This window comes from Streptomyces sp. NPDC093097, assembly GCF_044754325.1.
Lineage (GTDB): Bacteria > Actinomycetota > Actinomycetes > Streptomycetales > Streptomycetaceae > Streptomyces.
Genome location: NZ_JBIVOW010000010.1, coordinates 156,401 through 172,300, shown reverse-complemented (window position 1 = coordinate 172,300; position 15,900 = coordinate 156,401). Strand labels below are relative to the sequence as shown.

Genomic DNA, 15,900 nt, shown 5'->3' with positions numbered 1-15,900 from the left:
CGGGCCGGTCAGGCCTCGGCGTCGGCCGGCCGGGCCGGTGCGCTCCCGTCCGCTGCGGCGCGGCTGTGCTGCGCCCGGCGGCGCAGCCGCGTTCCCGCCGCGCAGAGCAGCAGTCCGGGTGCCAGTCCGGCGCCCGCGCCGAAGAGCAGGTCGGGCAGGTAGTCGAACCACCCCACCGTCGCCCCGTGGACGGCGTACGCCCGCAGCGTGCGGTAGCCGGCGCCGAGCAGTACGCCCAGGACGATCGGGGCGGTGAGCAACAGCCGTGTCGTTACGGACAGTTCGGGGGCGGCGCGGTCGGCGTCGCCGGTTCCGGCCGCGGGGTCCTCCCGCAGCGCCGCGCGGAGGAACCACCCGATCCCCACCAGTGCCAGTGCCGAGGTCGCGTACTGGAGGTACATGGCGAGCGGCCGGTCGCCCACCACCGTGTTGAGGGCGGGCACCAGGCGGGTGCCCCAGCGCCCGGGGTGGGTGAAGGCGTCCCAGACCACGTGGGAGACGGAGCCGAGCACCGCCGATATGCCGAACCAGCCTGCCAGCGCGGCGCGTTCGCGGGCCGTGCGGGGGCGCTGGGGCCGGCCCCGGGCGAACGCCCGAAGCCGCGTCCACCCGGTCCGCGGCAGCAGTTCCAGCAGCGGCTCGCGCACCAGCAGCCAGCCGCCGACGAGTGCCGCGGTGAGCAGTACGTCCACCGTCAGCACGCCGGGCAGGGAGTGGGTGACGGTGCCGAACGCCATGCCGCCGGGAACCAAGGTGTCCGCGTAGTACGTCACATCAGGCGCGAACGATCCGGCGACCAGTGCGGAGGCGATCAGGGGGCCGCGTGCCGCGCCGGTGCGGCGGATCGCCGGAAGCACGGCGGCGGCATGGCTCAGGGTGAACGGCATCTTCCCCTCCTTGATCGATCCGGTTCATTATGTGGCCGGTGGGAGTGGTGGCTGCGCGGCCCGAGTTGTCGTAGTGTCGCCGGAGTTGAGCGCTGGGGGAGCGCGGTACGACGTCACGCGCGAAAGGCCGGGCACCGGCGACGGGCCCGTACGCAGCAGGTCGACACCGAGGGGACACCAGGTATGGCAGCCACATTCCGGCGGCGACTCCAAAGGGGAGTGGCCTCGACGGCCGTGGCGGCGGCGGCGCTGGCCGCGCTGACCGCCTCACAGGCGCCCGGTGCCGCCGAACACCCGGCAGCCCGCGCCACCCGCACTCCGGTACCGCCCGCCGACTCGCCCATCGACGGCGGCTCGTCCTACTACACCGACCTGCCGCCCCTCAAGAGCCCCGTTCCACCGAACAGTTCAGGCCACTCCGGCGGTTCCGGCAGTCAGGCCCACGGGCCCTCCCAGGCGGGGATTCCGGCCACCGTCCTGGCCGCCTACAAGAAGGCCGAGGCCGAGCTGGGCGTCTCCACCCCGGGGTGCCACCTGCCGTGGCAACTCCTCGCCGGGATCGGCGAGGTGGAGTCCGGCCACGCCCGCGGCGGCGCGGTGGACGCCGAGGGCACCACCCTCCGGCCGATTCTCGGCCCCGTGCTCGACGGCAACGGCTTCGCCCTGATACCCGACACCGACGGCGGCCGCTACGACGGCGACCCCGTCCACGACCGGGCCGTCGGCCCGATGCAGTTCATCCCCTCCACCTGGTCGCAGGGCGGCCCCGACGGCCGGGGCTGGGGCGCCGACGGCAACGGGGACGGCGTCAAGGACCCCAACAACGTCTTCGACGCCACCCTCGCCGCCGGCCGCTACCTCTGCGCCAACGGCCGCGACCTGGCGGACCAGACCGACCTGGACCGGGCCGTCCTCGGCTACAACAACTCCACCGAGTACCTGCGGACGGTGCTGTCCTGGTACGCCTTCTACCGGAAGGGCACGTTCGAAGTACCGGACGGCAAGGGCACGCTCCCCGTCCAGCGCGGTGGCGGTACGGCGGCCCCCGGTGGCGGCGGGAAGCAGGGGCGCGGCGATGCCAAGGACACGCCCTCGGCGTCCGGCGGAACGGCCGGCCAGAAGAAGCCCAACGCGCCGACGCCCCCCGGAGGTTCGTCCGGAAGCGGCGGCTCCAAGGGTCCCTCGCACGGTGGCGGCACCCCGGATCCCACGCCGTCCCCGAAGCCCACCCAGGGCCCGAAGCCCGCCCCCACGCCGACCCCCACCCCGACCCCCACGCCGAAGCCGCCCGCCAAGCCCGGCCCGCTCACCGCCCTCGAAGCGGTCGACGCCAAGGACGGCAAGGACCTCACGGCCACCGCGGGCACCGACTTCGCCACCGCCGTACGGGTCCGCGCCAAGGACGCCGACGGCAGGCCGGTGGCCGGCGCCGCCGTCCGCTTCACCCTCACCGGCACCCTCCCCCAAGGTCTCAAGTTCGTGCGGCCAGGGGGTGCCCCCGCCCCCGGCAGCGCCACGGAAGCCACCGTCACCACCGACAAGGACGGCCTGGCCACCGCCCCGACGCTGCGCGCCGGTGACGCCCCCGGTGCGTTCACCGTCCGCGCCACCGCCGTCGGCCGCACGGTGCCGCCCGTCGACGTCAAGGGCAGCGTCACGGCCAAGCCCGCACCGAAGGCCGACACGCTCGCCCGGACCTCCGAGGGCCGGCTGACGACCGGGACCGGCGGCACCTACGCCGACGACGCCGTCCAGGTCAAGGCCACCTACCAGGGCAAGGCCGCGGCCGGGGTCGCGGTCACCGCCACCATGGTCACCGACGACGCCAAGAAGCCCGCCGAGAACGACCGGGGCCCCTACTTCAAGGACCCCGAGGCCACCGGCGCCGCCAAGGACCAGCCGGTCCGCACCCTGGCCGGCCTCACCACCGACGCCCACGGCCTGCTCACCCTCCCGAAGATCTACACCGACGCCCACCAGGGCACCTTCCGGCTCCGGCTGACCACCGCCGACGGCGCCGTCCTGACCCTCACCCTCACCGTGACGGCGCCCGCCGCCTCCTGACCGCCCGGCCCGACCGGACGACCGCCACCGCCGTCCCGCCCGTACCCCCGGGCCGGACGGCGGTGAAACGTGTTCTCATCTCGGCCGCCGGTTGCTACCGTGCCCCCGCCCTGACGCTGCATCAGCTCGGCTCTCCGGGAGGACGGCCATGCGCGCCCTGACAGCAGCCGCGATCGGTCTGGCCGCGGCGCTCGCCCTGATCTTCACCGTCACCGCGATCGGCGCCCCCGAGGGCCGCACCTCCCCCAAGCCGCTGCTGACCACCGTCCCCGCACATCCCTGAGGGAGGGACGCCACCGCCATGCGCCGAACACCGCCCGGCACCGGGGCCCGTCCGTCCAGGCCGCTGCGGGGGATGCGCCGCACCGCAAGCCTCGTCCTGCTCGGCCTGGCCGCCTTCTTCACCGCGCTGTCCCCGCTGATGCGGTGGTACGCCTTCCCCCGCCTCGCCAAGATCCCGCCGAGCCAGTACCAGGACATGGTCCTGGAGGCCAGGCCCGCCACCCTCCTCGACTACGGCACCATGAAGGCCCGGCAGGTCCCCAAGGTCACCATCGTGCAGACCCTCAAGGGCGACGTCGCCGAGGCCGACCGGGTCCGGCGGAGCACCGGCCGCGACGTCGTGGTCTGGGACGCCCTCTCCTACGTGGCCGGACCCGACGGCAAGATGGTCTCCGAGATCCCCGAGCGCTACGTCTTCGACGCCCACTCCCAAGAACCCGTCCACGCCGCCGGGGAGATGGTCGACGGCGACCCGGTGCGCCGCGCCGGCATCGAGTACAAGTGGCCCTTCCTCACCGAGAAGCGCGACTACGCCTACTTCGACGCCCAGACCCGCACCTCCGCCCCCATCCACTTCAAGGGGACCCGCACCTTCCATGGCCTGGCGGTCTACTACTTCGAGCAGACCATCCCCTGGACCGAGGTCCCGCTGCCCAAGAAGATGCCGGTCAAGGGCCTCACCCCGCAGGCCGTCGAGAAGACCGGCACCACCCGCTGGTACTCCACCACGCGGATGTTCTGGGTCGACCCGGTCACCGGCGCCCCGGTCAACGGCGAGGAGATCCACAAGGAGGAGCTGCGCGGCGGCCGACTGCTGCCCGGCGGCGGCAAGGTCACCGCCTTCGCCGGCCATGTGAGGATGCGCGCCGACTACGTCGACGCCACCGTCGCCCTGGTGTCCTCCCAGCGCACCCTCGTCCTGCTGCTCACCGCCTACCTCCCCTGGGGCTTTCTGGCCCTCGGTGTCGCGCTCCTCGCCGCCGGCCTGCTCCTCGAAGCCCGCGGCAGGCGGCCCGGTACGGTCCCGGCACCGCCGGCCGGTGGCGTTGTCAGTGGTGGCCCGTAGCGTGGAGACATGACGCCGACGCACCGACCGCGAGACCGCCGATGCGCCCTCCCCGCACGGGAGTTGACGGATTCCGCCGCCCCGAGGGGAGCGCCCGCCCGGGCCCGTCCGCGCCGCGGAGGGCCCGCCCCGCCCGGCGGGGCCTCACCCCCGTCGCAGCCGCGCCGTGGTGTGCCGGGTCGGCTCGGCCGTGGACGGGTCCTCCGGCCAGGGGTGCTTGGGGTAGCGGCCGCGCAGCTCGGCGCGCACGGCCCGGTAGCCCTCCCGCCAGAAGGAGGCCAGATCCGCCGTGACCGCGGCCGGCCGCCCCGCCGGCGACAGCAGGTGCACCAGCACGGGCACCCGCCCGCCCGCCACCCGCGGCGACTCCCGCAGCCCGAACAACTCCTGCAGTTTGACGGCCAGTACGGGCTGTTCACCGCCGTAGTCCACGCGCACCCGGGAGCCGCTGGGCACCGCGATCCGCTCCGGTGCCAGCTCCTCGAAGCGCACCGCCTCACCGGTCGCCCACGGCAGCAGCCGGGTCAGCGCCTGCCCCGCGTCGATCCGCGCCAGATCGGCCCGCCGCCGGGCCCGCCCCAACTCCGGCCCCAGCCAGTCCTCGACGCGCGCCAGCAGCGCCGCGTCCGACACCTCCGGCCACGGCGCGCCCAACTCCCGGTGCAGGAAGGCCATCCGCTCCCGCACCGCGCCCGCGCCGGGCGTCCAGCGCAGCAGCCCGAGCCCTTCCCGCCGCAGGCCGTCGACGACCGCGTGCCGCAGCAGTCCGGGGTCCGGCGCGGTCAGCGGCCGGGCCGCCAGTTCGATCGCGCCCAGCCGGCTCACCTGCCGGGCCACCACCTCCCCGTCCGCCCAGTGCACCTCCGCACCGGAGGAGGCCAGCGCCCCGGCCGCGGCGCGCGCGGTCTCCTCGTCGATCACGGCCGCGAGCCGGATCCGCGCGGACGCCGCCGCGACCGGCCGGTCCGCCACCGCGACCGCCAGCCAGGCCGCGTCCCGCAGGCGCGATCCGTCCCCGGCCCGGCCCCCGGCCCCCGCCCCGGCCAGATCGGCCCCGGTCCCGGACGCCATCAGATAGCTGCCGGCGCCGCGCGCCCTGGCCACCCGCTCCGGGAAGGCCAGCGCCGCGATCAGCCCGGCCACCGCGTCCTCGGAGGCCGGGCCGGCCGCCGAGTGCTCCGCGGGCTCCGGCGCCGGTTCCCCGGCTGCCGCCGCGAGCCGCCGCGCCTCCTGCCGCCAGCGCCCGGCATAGGCGTCGCCGCCGCGCCGCGCGGTGCGCCACGCCGCCGCCAGATCGTCCCCGTAGGACCGCGGCGGCTCCTCGCTCAGCAGCGCCACCACCTCCGCGGCGCGCCGCACCCCGACCTCGGGCGCACCGTCCAGCAGCGCCCGGGCCAGCCGTGGATGCAGCCCGAGCCGCGCCATCCGCACGCCCCGCGCCGTCGCCCGGCCCGCCTCGTCCACGGCTCCGATCGCGGTCAGCACCTCGCGGGCCGCGGCCAGCGCCCCGGCCGGCGGGGCGTCGAGCAGCGCCAGCCCGCTGGCCGACGGATCGCCCCAGCAGGCCGTCTGGAGGGCGAACGCGGTCAGATCGGCGACCTTGATCTCCGGGTCCGGGAAGCGCGGCAGCCGCCCGTCCTCCCCCTCGGCCCAGCAGCGGTAGGCCACGCCGGGCCCCTGCCGCCCGGCCCGGCCGGCCCGCTGCCGCGCGGCCGCCCGCGAGGCCCGTACGGTCGTCAGCGCGCTGAGCCCGCGCGCATGGTCCATCCGCGGCACCCGTGCCAGCCCGCTGTCCACCACCACCCGCACCCCCGGGACGGTCAGGCTGGACTCCGCCACCGAGGTCGCCAGCACGACCCGGCGCCGCCCGTCCCCGCCCGCCAGCACCGCGTCCTGCACCTCGGCCGGCGCCCGCCCGTGCACCTGCAGCAACTCGGCGTCCACGCCGGCCAGTTGCCCGGCGACCCGCGCGATCTCCCCGACGCCGGGCAGGAAGCACAGCACGTCACCGGTCTGCTCGCGCAGCGCCCGCCGCACCACGGCGGCGACGTGCGCCAGCAGCGCGGGATCCACCCGCATCCCGTGCGCCGGCGCGACCGCCCGCTCCGGTGGCGCCCACACCGTCTCCACCGGGTGCGAGACCCCTTCCGCCGCGATCACGGGAGCCGGTTCGCCGGCGCCGCCCAGCAGGCGCGCCCACCCCTCCGCGTCCGTCGTCGCCGAGGCCGCCAGCAACCGCAGCTCCGGCCGCAGCGCCGCCCGCACGTCGAGCAGGAAGGCCGCACAGGTATCGGCGTCCAGATGCCGCTCGTGGCACTCGTCCAGCACCACGGCGTCCACCCCGGCCAGCTCCGGATCGCGCTGCAACCGCTGCAGCAGCACCCCGGTGGTCACCACCTCCACCGCGGTGCGGGGCCCGGCCCGCCGCTCCCCGCGCACGGTGAAGCCGACGCTGCCGCCCACCCGCTCGCCCAGCAGCCAGGCCATCCGCCGGGCCGCCGCGCGGGCCGCGATCCGCCGCGGCTCGGCGACGAGCACCCGCCGCCGCGGCCCGTCACCGGTCAGCCCGGCGAGCTCCAGCGGCACCAGGGTCGTCTTGCCGGTGCCCGGCGGCGCGCACAGCACCGCGGCACCGGCCGTGTCCAGGGCACTGCGCAGCGCGGGCAGCGCACTGCGGACGGGCAGTTCGGCGAGGGCGGCACCGGGCGTGCCGGCGGCCGGGGAAGGGGTGAGGCTCACCGCTCCAGTCTGCCGCCCCGGTGCCGCCCGTCGACCGCCCGGCCCGGTGCGCTCCGCCCAGGGGCCGCTACGCCTCCTCGGCGGTGCACACGAAGATCGCCGTGCCCGGGATCAGCTGCCCCCGCAGCGGCGACCAGCCACCCCACTCCTGGGTGTTCCATTCCGGCCATTCCGGTTCGACGAGGTCCACCAGCCGGAATCCGGCCGTCACCACGTCCCGCACCCGGTCGCCCACCGTCCGGTGGTGCTCCACATACACCGCGCGCCCGCTCTCGTCCTGCTCCACGTACGGCGTGCGGTCGAAGTAGGAGGCCGCCACCGACAGGCCCTCGGGGCCCGGCTCGTCGGGGAACGCCCAGCGGATCGGGTGGGTCACCGAGAAGACGAACCGCCCGCCCGGCCGCAGCACCCGTCGGACCTCGCGCAGCACCTGCACCGGATCGGCGACGAACGGCAGCGCCCCGTAGGCGGAGCAGGCCAGGTCGAAGCTGCCGTCGCGGAACGGCAGCGCGCCCGCGTCCGCCTCCACCAGCTCGACCGGGTCGCTCGCGTCGTCGGCGATCCGCAGTGCGTGCTGGAGCTGCCGGTGGGAGAGGTCCAGCGCCACCGGGAGCGCCCCCTGGGCCGCCAGCCACCGGGAGCACTGGGCCGCCCCGGCCCCGATCTCCAGGACGCGCCGGCCCTTCAGCTCCGCGGTCGGCCCCAGCAGTGCGGCATCGGCCTCGTCGAGCCCCTCCGGGCCCCAGACGAACCGGTCGTCCCCCAGGAAGGCGCCGTGCTCCCTTTGGTACTCGTCCGCGTTGCGGTCCCACCAGCCGCGACTGGCCCGGCTGCTCTCGGTTTCCGAGGCGTCGCGGCGGGTCGCCTCCGGCTCGTTGTCCTTCGCGTATTGGCTCATCGCGCCCGTCGTCGTAGTCTTCGCAGTGCTTGTCGCAGCGGGGGACTGTGAGGCCGTACGGCCTCGCGGAACATCGCGTGCGCCGGTTATGGGGCGTTCTGTCCCGGGTGTGCGCCTTTCGCGCATTGACCCTGTCCGGCTGCCCCCGTATGCTACAAGTTGCGCTGCGGGCCTGCGTGCCTCGGACGGAGCAGGCCGCGCTCGCATCTGTATGAATGTCCCCTCGGTTGTGAGGCGTTTCGGACCGCTCCGGTTTTTGCGGGGCTCCGGAGAATGCGCCTTAGACGCTGTCCGGTCTGATGCAGAGGCGATACGGGCTCTCGGCGTAGCAGTACCTACGACTTCAATGTCCGTACCGGAGCCCTTTCCCACATGACGAGCAGCACCGAGACCACCGCCACCACCCCGCAGGTTGCGGTCAACGACATCGGTAACGAGGAAGCTTTCCTCGCCGCGATCGACGAGACGATCAAGTACTTCAACGACGGCGACATCGTCGACGGCGTCATCGTGAAGGTCGACCGGGACGAGGTCCTGCTCGACATCGGTTACAAGACCGAAGGCGTCATCCCGAGCCGTGAGCTCTCGATCAAGCACGACGTCGACCCCAACGAGGTCGTCGCCGTCGGTGACGAGATCGAGGCCCTTGTTCTCCAGAAGGAGGACAAGGAAGGCCGCCTGATCCTCTCGAAGAAGCGCGCCCAGTACGAGCGTGCCTGGGGCACCATCGAGAAGATCAAGGAAGAGGACGGGATCGTCACCGGTACCGTCATCGAGGTCGTCAAGGGTGGTCTCATCCTCGACATCGGCCTCCGTGGCTTCCTGCCGGCCTCCCTGGTCGAGATGCGTCGTGTCCGCGACCTCCAGCCCTACGTGGGCAAGGAGCTCGAGGCCAAGATCATCGAGCTGGACAAGAACCGCAACAACGTGGTCCTGTCCCGCCGCGCCTGGCTGGAGCAGACCCAGAGCGAGGTCCGTCAGACCTTCCTCACCACCCTCCAGAAGGGCCAGGTGCGCTCCGGCGTCGTCTCCTCCATCGTCAACTTCGGTGCCTTCGTGGACCTGGGTGGCGTCGACGGTCTCGTCCACGTCTCCGAGCTGTCCTGGAAGCACATCGACCACCCGTCCGAGGTTGTCGAGGTCGGCCAGGAGGTCACGGTCGAGGTCCTGGACGTCGACATGGACCGCGAGCGCGTCTCCCTGTCGCTCAAGGCGACCCAGGAAGACCCGTGGCAGCAGTTCGCCCGCACCCACCAGATCGGCCAGGTCGTGCCCGGTAAGGTCACGAAGCTGGTGCCGTTCGGTGCGTTCGTCCGCGTGGACGAGGGCATCGAGGGTCTGGTCCACATCTCCGAGCTGGCCGAGCGCCACGTGGAGATCCCGGAGCAGGTCGTCCAGGTCAACGACGAGATCTTCGTCAAGGTCATCGACATCGACCTGGAGCGCCGCCGCATCAGCCTCTCGCTGAAGCAGGCCAACGAGTCCTTCGGCGCCGACCCGACGGCCGTCGAGTTCGACCCGACCCTGTACGGCATGGCCGCGTCCTACGACGACCAGGGCAACTACATCTACCCCGAGGGCTTCGACCCCGAGACCAACGACTGGCTCGAGGGCTACGAGACGCAGCGCGAGGCCTGGGAGAACCAGTACGCCGAGGCTCAGCAGCGCTTCGAGCAGCACCAGGCCCAGGTCATCAAGTCCCGCGAGGCCGACGAGCAGGCTGCGGCCGAGGGTGCTGCCGCTCCGGCGGCCGGCGGCCAGGGCGGCGGCGGCAACGTCTCCGGTGGCTCGTACTCCTCGGAGTCGGCGGACAACTCCGGCGCCCTGGCGTCGGACGAGGCCCTTGCCGCGCTCCGCGAGAAGCTGGCCGGCGGCCAGAGCTGAACGGTTCCACCGTCAGCGCTAGCCGGTTGAGGTAGCTGAAGACGCGAGGCCCGCTCCCTTCGGGGGGCGGGCCTTCGTCATGTTGTGGCGCGGTGCGGCGGTGTGGAGCGGGGCCGGGAGGGGACGGCCGGTCGGGCTCTCGGACGGGTGGGGTGCCCCGGCCGTCGGTGTCGGTGACTGCCCGTTCCTGACGGTTCAGTGGCGCTGCCCAGCGGGGTGGACGTGGTGGCCATGGCGGTGGGGGAGTTGCCGCGGTCGGATGCGGACGACGCCGGCTCGTGGGCGTCAGCGCCGGCGGGGCGGGACGCGAGGTGCGGTGCAGGGGCGCGTCAACTCGGTCCGGAGGTGACGTGGTTCGTTGACGTGAGCAGGGAGACGCGGGGGAGCGACCGGGGTGCCGGGGCGGGAATGCCGGGGCCCTGCCGGGACGTTCTTGCTCATGGACACGAGGAGGAGCGGTCACTGTGTTGGATCCTCAGGGGTTGTACGAATGGGAGCCGAGCGGGCTCGCGGCGGTGGAGGCGTTCACCGCCAGGGATTCCGCCGGCCTGGTGCTGCTGTACCACTTCGACGGCTACATCGACGCCGGTGAGACCGGCGACCAGATCGTGAGCAGGCTGCTGGACGGACTGCCGCACCGGGTCGTGGCCCGTTTCGACCACGACCGGCTGGTCGACTACCGCGCGCGCCGTCCGCTGCTCACCTTCGAGCGGCACCGCTGGACCGCGTACGAGACCCCGCGCATCGAACTCCACCTGGTCGAGGACGCCACCGGGGCGCCCTTCCTGCTGCTGTCCGGGCCCGAACCGGACGTGGAGTGGGAGCGGTTCGCCGCGGCGGTCCGGCAGATGGTGGAGCGGCTCGGCGTCCGGCTGTCGGTCAACTTCCACGGCATCCCGATGGGCGTCCCGCACACCCGGCCCGTGGGGCTGACCCCGCACGGCAACCGCACGGACCTGATGCCCGGGCACAGCGGCTTCTTCGACGAGGCCCAGGTGCCCGGCAGCGCCGAGGCCCTGATCGAGTTCCGACTGGCCGAGGCGGGACACGACGTACTGGGCGTGGCGGCGCACGTGCCGCACTACATCGCCCGCTCCGCGTACCCGGACGCAGCCCTCACCGCCCTGGAGGCGGTCACCGCCGCCACCGGTCTGGTGCTGCCGAACGCCGCCCATGCCCTGCGCACGGAGGCGCTGCGGACGCAGGAGGAGATCGAACGGCAGATCTCCGAGGGCGATGAGGAACTGGTCACCATGGTGAGCGGTCTTGAGCACCAGTACGACGCGATGGCCGGGGCGGAGTCCCGGGGCAGCCTCGTCGCCGAGCCGCTGGAACTCCCCTCGGCCGACGAGATCGGCCGCGAACTCGAACGCTTCCTGGCGGAGCGCGAGGCCGAGGAGGGCGGGAGCGCGCTCTGAGGCCCGCGGGTCGCTGAGTGCCTGGGCACGGCGGCTGCGGACGGCGGACGGCGGGCAGTGGGGGCGGGAGGCGTCGGGGAGCGGGTGGAAAGGCGCCGCGAGTCCCCGGACCGCGCCCGGATCGCGCCGAGGCCAGGCCCGGACTGCTTGCCGTCTCGACTGCCGTTGCGGGGGCGGCAGTTACGGAGGCTGGCCGGGCGGGGCGACCGCCCGGGCGTCCCGCCGCGGCGCGGGCCGTATAGCGTGGGGCCATGGTGAAGGTGGGGCTGACCGGCGGGATCGGTGCCGGCAAGAGTGAGGTCTCGCGGCTGCTGGCGTCGTACGGCGCGGTGGTCGTGGACGCGGACAAGATCGCCCGTGAGGTCGTGGAGCCCGGGACGCCCGGACTCGCGGCGGTGGTCGAGGAGTTCGGTGCGGGCATCCTCGCGCCGGACGGCACCCTGGACCGCCCGAAGCTGGGCGCGCTGGTCTTCTCCGACCAGGACAAGCTCAAGGCGCTCAACGCGATCGTGCACCCGCTGGTGGGCGCGCGCTCGGCCGAACTCGAAGCATCGGCCGGGCCGGACGCCGTGGTGGTCCACGACGTACCGCTCCTGACGGAGAACGGCCTGGCACCGCTCTACGACCTGGTGGTGGTCGTCGACGCGGCACCGCAGACCCAGCTGGACCGGCTGGTGCGGCTGCGCGGTATGGCGGAGGGCGAGGCGGCACAGCGGATGGCGGCGCAGGCCACCCGCGAGGAACGACTGGCCGTCGCCGATCTGGTGATTGACAACGACGGTCCGCTGGAGGCGCTGGAACCCCAGGTCCGCGCGGTGTGGGAGCGACTGCGTGGCGCCTGAGGCCGGGCGATAGCCTCACCGCCATGACAACTACCGATCTTGACCCCAAGTCCCCCGACTCAGGGCCCGACTCCACCGTCGAGGCCTCCGGCTCGGCCGCCGACGCCGGTGCGGCCGCTCCCGCGTCGTTCGTGGTCAACGTACCCGGCCTCGCCGACACTGAGCTGGAGCCGGAGCCCCTCGACCCCGAACAGATCGTCTCCGGCGACCCGTTGGTGACCGGCAAGGTGCTCTGGGAGTCACCGGACGGCCGCCAGATCCGGGGCATCTGGCAGATCACACCGGGGGTGGTCACGGACACCGAGGCGAACGAGTTGTTCGTGGTCGTCAGCGGACGCGCCACCATCGAGGTCGAGGGCGGCCAGGTCCTGGAGGTGGGTCCGGGCGACGCCTGCGTCCTGCGCGAGGGCGACCGGACGCGATGGACCGTGCACGAGACGCTGCGCAAGGCGTACCACATCAGCCTCTAGTGGCACGTGCATCGGCGTCGGCGTGAGGGGCTGACGTCGGTGCGGGGGCACGCCTACGGCAACGGGCCCCGGCGGGGCTCCCGCCGGACCGGGAATGCGGCGACGGATCCGCGTGTTGACGTCGTCGTTGCCACGCCGACCAGGGCGGCTGCACCGCACCGAGCGGATACGCAGCGCGGACGGTCGTGCAGCGCACTTCGCCGTACGGGAGCAGGGCCGGACACGGCCTGCCCCGACGACACCCGGAAGGAGACGGCCCGTGCCCGAGCGCACTCCCGAGACACACGTCATCGACTACCGCGCCGCGGAGCGGCTGCTGGACGCCCGAGATCCGCGCGGCGCGATCCTGCTGCTGGATTCGGTGATCGCCGCACACCCCGAGAACACCGCAGCGCGGCTGCTGCGCGCCCGCTCCTTCTTCCTCGCCGCCCAACTCCGTGCCGCGGAGTTGGAGTTCCAGATCGTGCTGGAACGCGAGCCGGACAACGCCTTCGCCCACTTCGCACTGGGCCGCACTCTGGAGCGTGCTCTTCGCCCGGACGAGGCGCTGCGCCACTTCCGCCTGGCGGCGGCCCTCGAACCGCGCCCGGATTTCCTCGAGGCCGCCCGTTTTGGACCGGACCGGGGCAACGACGGCTATGCGGCGGACCCCCAGGACGGCGCCGCGTAACCGCTGTCGAAGAGTCGTCGCACCCGCCGGCCGCCGACGCCTGTGATCACGGTCTGGAATCGCGTCGCCGGCCGGCGGGGTCACGTATCTCGTTGCGGCCGTGGTCGGGTTCGTACGGCGGTATGTCCCTGCCGGGCTGGTAGTGCGGACCCTGGCGGATGTGCCGGATCACCACGGCCAGGTCGGTGGCCGCCAGCGCGGCGAGCGCGGCGCAGGCGGCCGCCCACTGGGGCCGGCCGGCCGACACGAAGGCCACGGCACCGGCGGTGGTCCACAGCAGCCCCCACAGGGCCAGCGCACACCGCATTCTCAGCGGGCTGCGCGCGTGAAGAGGCTCATCACCCGAGCGCATCACACCCATCTCCTACCTCTCCAGCATCCTCCTGATCGATACGTCCGTCACGTGCCGTGCTCCGCCTTTCCTGCACCACTTTTCCTGCACCTCCTCCTGTGCGGTCCTGCACGCCGTGGTTCCCTGCGTGGTGATCGCGAGTGCTGCTGCGCGTCCTGACGGTGCAGGGCTCGGTCTCCCCGTGGGCGGTCGTCGCTCTGAGATGTCTCGTTGTCGGCCGGCGTCGCTCTCTGATCCTTTCGGCGTCCGGTACTTCGTGTGGGGCGTGCTGTCGGTGGTGGTTGTGGGGGTGGGGGTGGGGTGAGGTGGTGGGCGGTGGGGCTGGTCGTGCGGTCACTCGGCCCGTTTCTGGTTGCCGGACCCGGGGCGCGGATCGCCGGCCGGGTGGGTGTTGATCCAGGACAGTCCGCCGATGTCGAGCCGCGACCGGGCGCGGGTCACCGCGACATAGGCCAGGCGGGCCTCGTCGAGGTCGATCGGCCCCGGCAGTGGCGTGCCGTCCTCGTCGCGCTCATTCAGATCGTCGGGGCCGGTGAAGTCGTCCGCGATGCGTACGCTCGACCACTCGCGGCCCTTGGCGCGGTGGGCCGTGGACACCGTCACCTCGGCGGAGTCCTCGGGCGAGAGCTGGTCCAAGGCGCGCAGTACGGCGTCCGAACCGTGCTCGTCGATCAGTTCCACCAGCGGTAGCAGGTCGCGTCCGGCCGGATCGAATTCCGCGTACTCGCGGAGCTCGGACCAGGTCTCGAAGAGCATCAGCTCGGGGTGGGCGGTGCGCCGGCCCGACGCGAGATCGTGCGCGGCACGGGCCAGGGCGCTCAGGGGCTCGCCCCCGCCCGCGAGCGCGACCCGGCGGTTCGCCCCCAACTGCCGTATCACCTCGACCATGGTGCCCACGTTCGTCCGGCACAGGATGGCCTCGGGGACCGGGAGGTGGCAGAGCCCGGACTTCCGGAAGGGGGACCCGGTGAGCCGGAGGGGAACACCGACGATCGCCAGCCACCGGTTGGCCTCGGTCGCGAGGGCCGGGCCGAAGCGGAAGGAACGGGAGAGGCTGAGGTGGGTGCCGTCGAAGCCGGTCATCACATCGCGGGCGCCGCGCCAGCCGTAGATCGCCTGGGCGGAATCCCCGACCAGCACCAACTGGGCATGAGTGCGCTGTGCGGTGAGGACCTGCTCGACGACCGGGTTGGTGTCCTGCGCCTCGTCGAGGAGGAGGAAGTCGGCCGGGATGACGGGGTCGCTCAACGCCCACATCTTGAGGTAGTGGTCGTGCTCGAAGCGGACCACGCCGTGATCCGGATTCCGTAGATCGGCCCAGGCTTTGCGGGCGTAGGGCAGGACGAGACCGGCGAGTTGAGCGTGCAGCGGCTCGGCCTCCGCCCCGCGCAGCGGCGGGACGTGGCGGGCTGCGATCTCCTTGTCCGCGGACTGGCAGAAGCGGGTGACGGTGCGCAGCACGGTGTAGGAGAGGGCCTTGTTGTTGACCTTGCGCGGGCCGATGCGTAAGCACAGGCCGTCCTCGATTCCCAAGGCGGCGCCGGTGCGCCAGCCCGCCTGGCGTGGGGCGTTCAGACGTGCCTGGTAGTGCCTGCCCACCGCGGAGTACGCGAGGGCGTGTGCGGTTCGGCAGGACACCTCGGCGGGGAAGGTGCGGGCGGCGTGGCGGGCGACGGTGCGGTTGAAGGCGATGTAGCGCCCGGTGCGGCGCTGGCGTCGGGCGGTGTGGGCCAGCATCGCGAGGGTTGTCGTCTTTCCGGTGCCTGCGCCGGCCTGGATGACGAGGTGGGCGCCGGTGGGGAAGGCTTCGGCCGCGGCGGCCTGCTCGGGGGTCGGGGTGTGCATGAGGGCTCCTTCGCGAGATTCCGTTGACGGGGTGCGGGGTGCGGCGTGTGGTGAGTCGCTGCGCATCGCGGTGGTTCGCGTTGCGATGCGGCGGGGTGCGGTGCTGCATTTTTCGTGAGTCGCGGTGAGTTGGCGTGAGTCGCGGTGAGTGATTGCGTCACTGAATGTAATCGACTCGGTGCGAGCGTGGGCGGTCTGTATCCGGCCTGTGGATAACTTCGCTGCGAGGGGCTTGCCGTGCCCTCTGTGAATCATCACTGACGGATCTTTGTGCAGGTCAGGGCATTTGCGATCGGACGGTGCCGGGCAGGCCGCGGCGTGCTGCGCGTGCTGCGCGAGGGGCCGGAGCCCGCCGATTGTCAGTGCCGTCTGCTTTCCTCGACATCACGCAGAGCAGCGACGGCGGAAGCGGCGCGACGAAGGCCGCGAACGTCGGGAGAGCGCGAGGGAGGGATGAATCGGGCGGTCTGGGAGGCCCGGGAA

13 protein-coding genes are annotated in these 15,900 nt (G+C 73.2%); 8 read left to right on the top strand and 5 right to left on the bottom strand.

Annotation, left to right across the window (positions count from 1 at the left end; all coding sequences use genetic code 11):
* Positions 1-8 precede the first annotated feature (8 nt).
* Positions 9-887 (bottom strand): DUF4184 family protein, encoded by an 879-nt coding sequence (locus ACIQE0_RS19285; RefSeq protein ID WP_402333576.1) that lies wholly within the window; start codon positions 885-887, stop codon positions 9-11.
* A gap of 183 nt (positions 888-1,070) precedes the next feature.
* Between ACIQE0_RS19285 and ACIQE0_RS19280 the strand changes: the two genes are divergently transcribed.
* From ACIQE0_RS19280 to ACIQE0_RS19270, 3 genes are all read left to right on the top strand, one after another.
* Entirely contained in the window at positions 1,071-2,951 is a 1,881-nt protein-coding gene (locus tag ACIQE0_RS19280) for a lytic transglycosylase (RefSeq protein ID WP_402333573.1), read from the top strand.
* Positions 2,952-3,099: 148 nt separating this feature from the next.
* On the top strand, positions 3,100-3,234 hold the full coding sequence (locus tag ACIQE0_RS19275) for an SPW_0924 family protein (RefSeq protein ID WP_366331820.1): 135 nt from the start codon (positions 3,100-3,102) through the stop codon (positions 3,232-3,234).
* A gap of 72 nt (positions 3,235-3,306) precedes the next feature.
* The gene (locus ACIQE0_RS19270) at positions 3,307-4,299 is read left to right on the top strand and encodes a DUF3068 domain-containing protein (RefSeq protein ID WP_402333570.1); all 993 of its coding nucleotides are present in this window, start codon (positions 3,307-3,309) and stop codon (positions 4,297-4,299) included.
* 144 nt (positions 4,300-4,443) lie between these two features.
* Here the strand turns inward: ACIQE0_RS19270 and hrpB are convergent, their stop codons facing one another.
* Both hrpB and ACIQE0_RS19260 read right to left on the bottom strand, forming a co-directional pair.
* On the bottom strand, positions 4,444-7,038 hold the full coding sequence (gene hrpB / locus ACIQE0_RS19265; RefSeq protein WP_402333568.1) for an ATP-dependent helicase HrpB: 2,595 nt from the start codon (positions 7,036-7,038) through the stop codon (positions 4,444-4,446).
* A 67-nt stretch (positions 7,039-7,105) separates the two neighbouring features.
* Positions 7,106-7,936, bottom strand: a complete 831-nt coding sequence (locus ACIQE0_RS19260; RefSeq protein ID WP_402333565.1) for a class I SAM-dependent methyltransferase — start codon at positions 7,934-7,936, stop codon at positions 7,106-7,108.
* Positions 7,937-8,308: 372 nt separating this feature from the next.
* Between ACIQE0_RS19260 and rpsA the strand changes: the two genes are divergently transcribed.
* From rpsA to ACIQE0_RS19235, 5 genes are all read left to right on the top strand, one after another.
* Positions 8,309-9,820 carry a 30S ribosomal protein S1 gene (gene rpsA, locus ACIQE0_RS19255; RefSeq protein WP_366331824.1) on the top strand — a complete coding sequence of 504 codons (1,512 nt, stop codon included), beginning with the start codon at positions 8,309-8,311 and terminating at the stop codon, positions 9,818-9,820.
* A gap of 464 nt (positions 9,821-10,284) precedes the next feature.
* A complete protein-coding gene (locus ACIQE0_RS19250) occupies positions 10,285-11,238 on the top strand; it encodes a PAC2 family protein (RefSeq protein WP_402333562.1) in 954 nt (317 codons plus the stop codon).
* A 251-nt stretch (positions 11,239-11,489) separates the two neighbouring features.
* Positions 11,490-12,080, top strand: a complete 591-nt coding sequence (coaE, locus tag ACIQE0_RS19245; protein ID WP_402333558.1) for a dephospho-CoA kinase — start codon at positions 11,490-11,492, stop codon at positions 12,078-12,080.
* Between the two features lie 23 nt (positions 12,081-12,103).
* The gene (locus tag ACIQE0_RS19240) at positions 12,104-12,550 is read left to right on the top strand and encodes a cupin domain-containing protein (RefSeq protein WP_366331827.1); all 447 of its coding nucleotides are present in this window, start codon (positions 12,104-12,106) and stop codon (positions 12,548-12,550) included.
* A gap of 259 nt (positions 12,551-12,809) precedes the next feature.
* The gene (locus ACIQE0_RS19235) at positions 12,810-13,220 is read left to right on the top strand and encodes a tetratricopeptide repeat protein (RefSeq protein ID WP_366331828.1); all 411 of its coding nucleotides are present in this window, start codon (positions 12,810-12,812) and stop codon (positions 13,218-13,220) included.
* A 46-nt stretch (positions 13,221-13,266) separates the two neighbouring features.
* Here ACIQE0_RS19235 and ACIQE0_RS19230 read toward each other — a convergent pair whose 3' ends face one another.
* Complete coding sequence (locus tag ACIQE0_RS19230; protein ID WP_402333555.1) at positions 13,267-13,572, bottom strand: DUF6343 family protein; 306 nt, start codon at positions 13,570-13,572, stop codon at positions 13,267-13,269.
* Between the two features lie 333 nt (positions 13,573-13,905).
* Positions 13,906-15,417, bottom strand: coding sequence for a UvrD-helicase domain-containing protein (locus ACIQE0_RS19225; protein WP_402333552.1), 1,512 nt, complete (start codon positions 15,415-15,417; stop codon positions 13,906-13,908).
* Positions 15,418-15,900 lie beyond the last annotated feature (483 nt).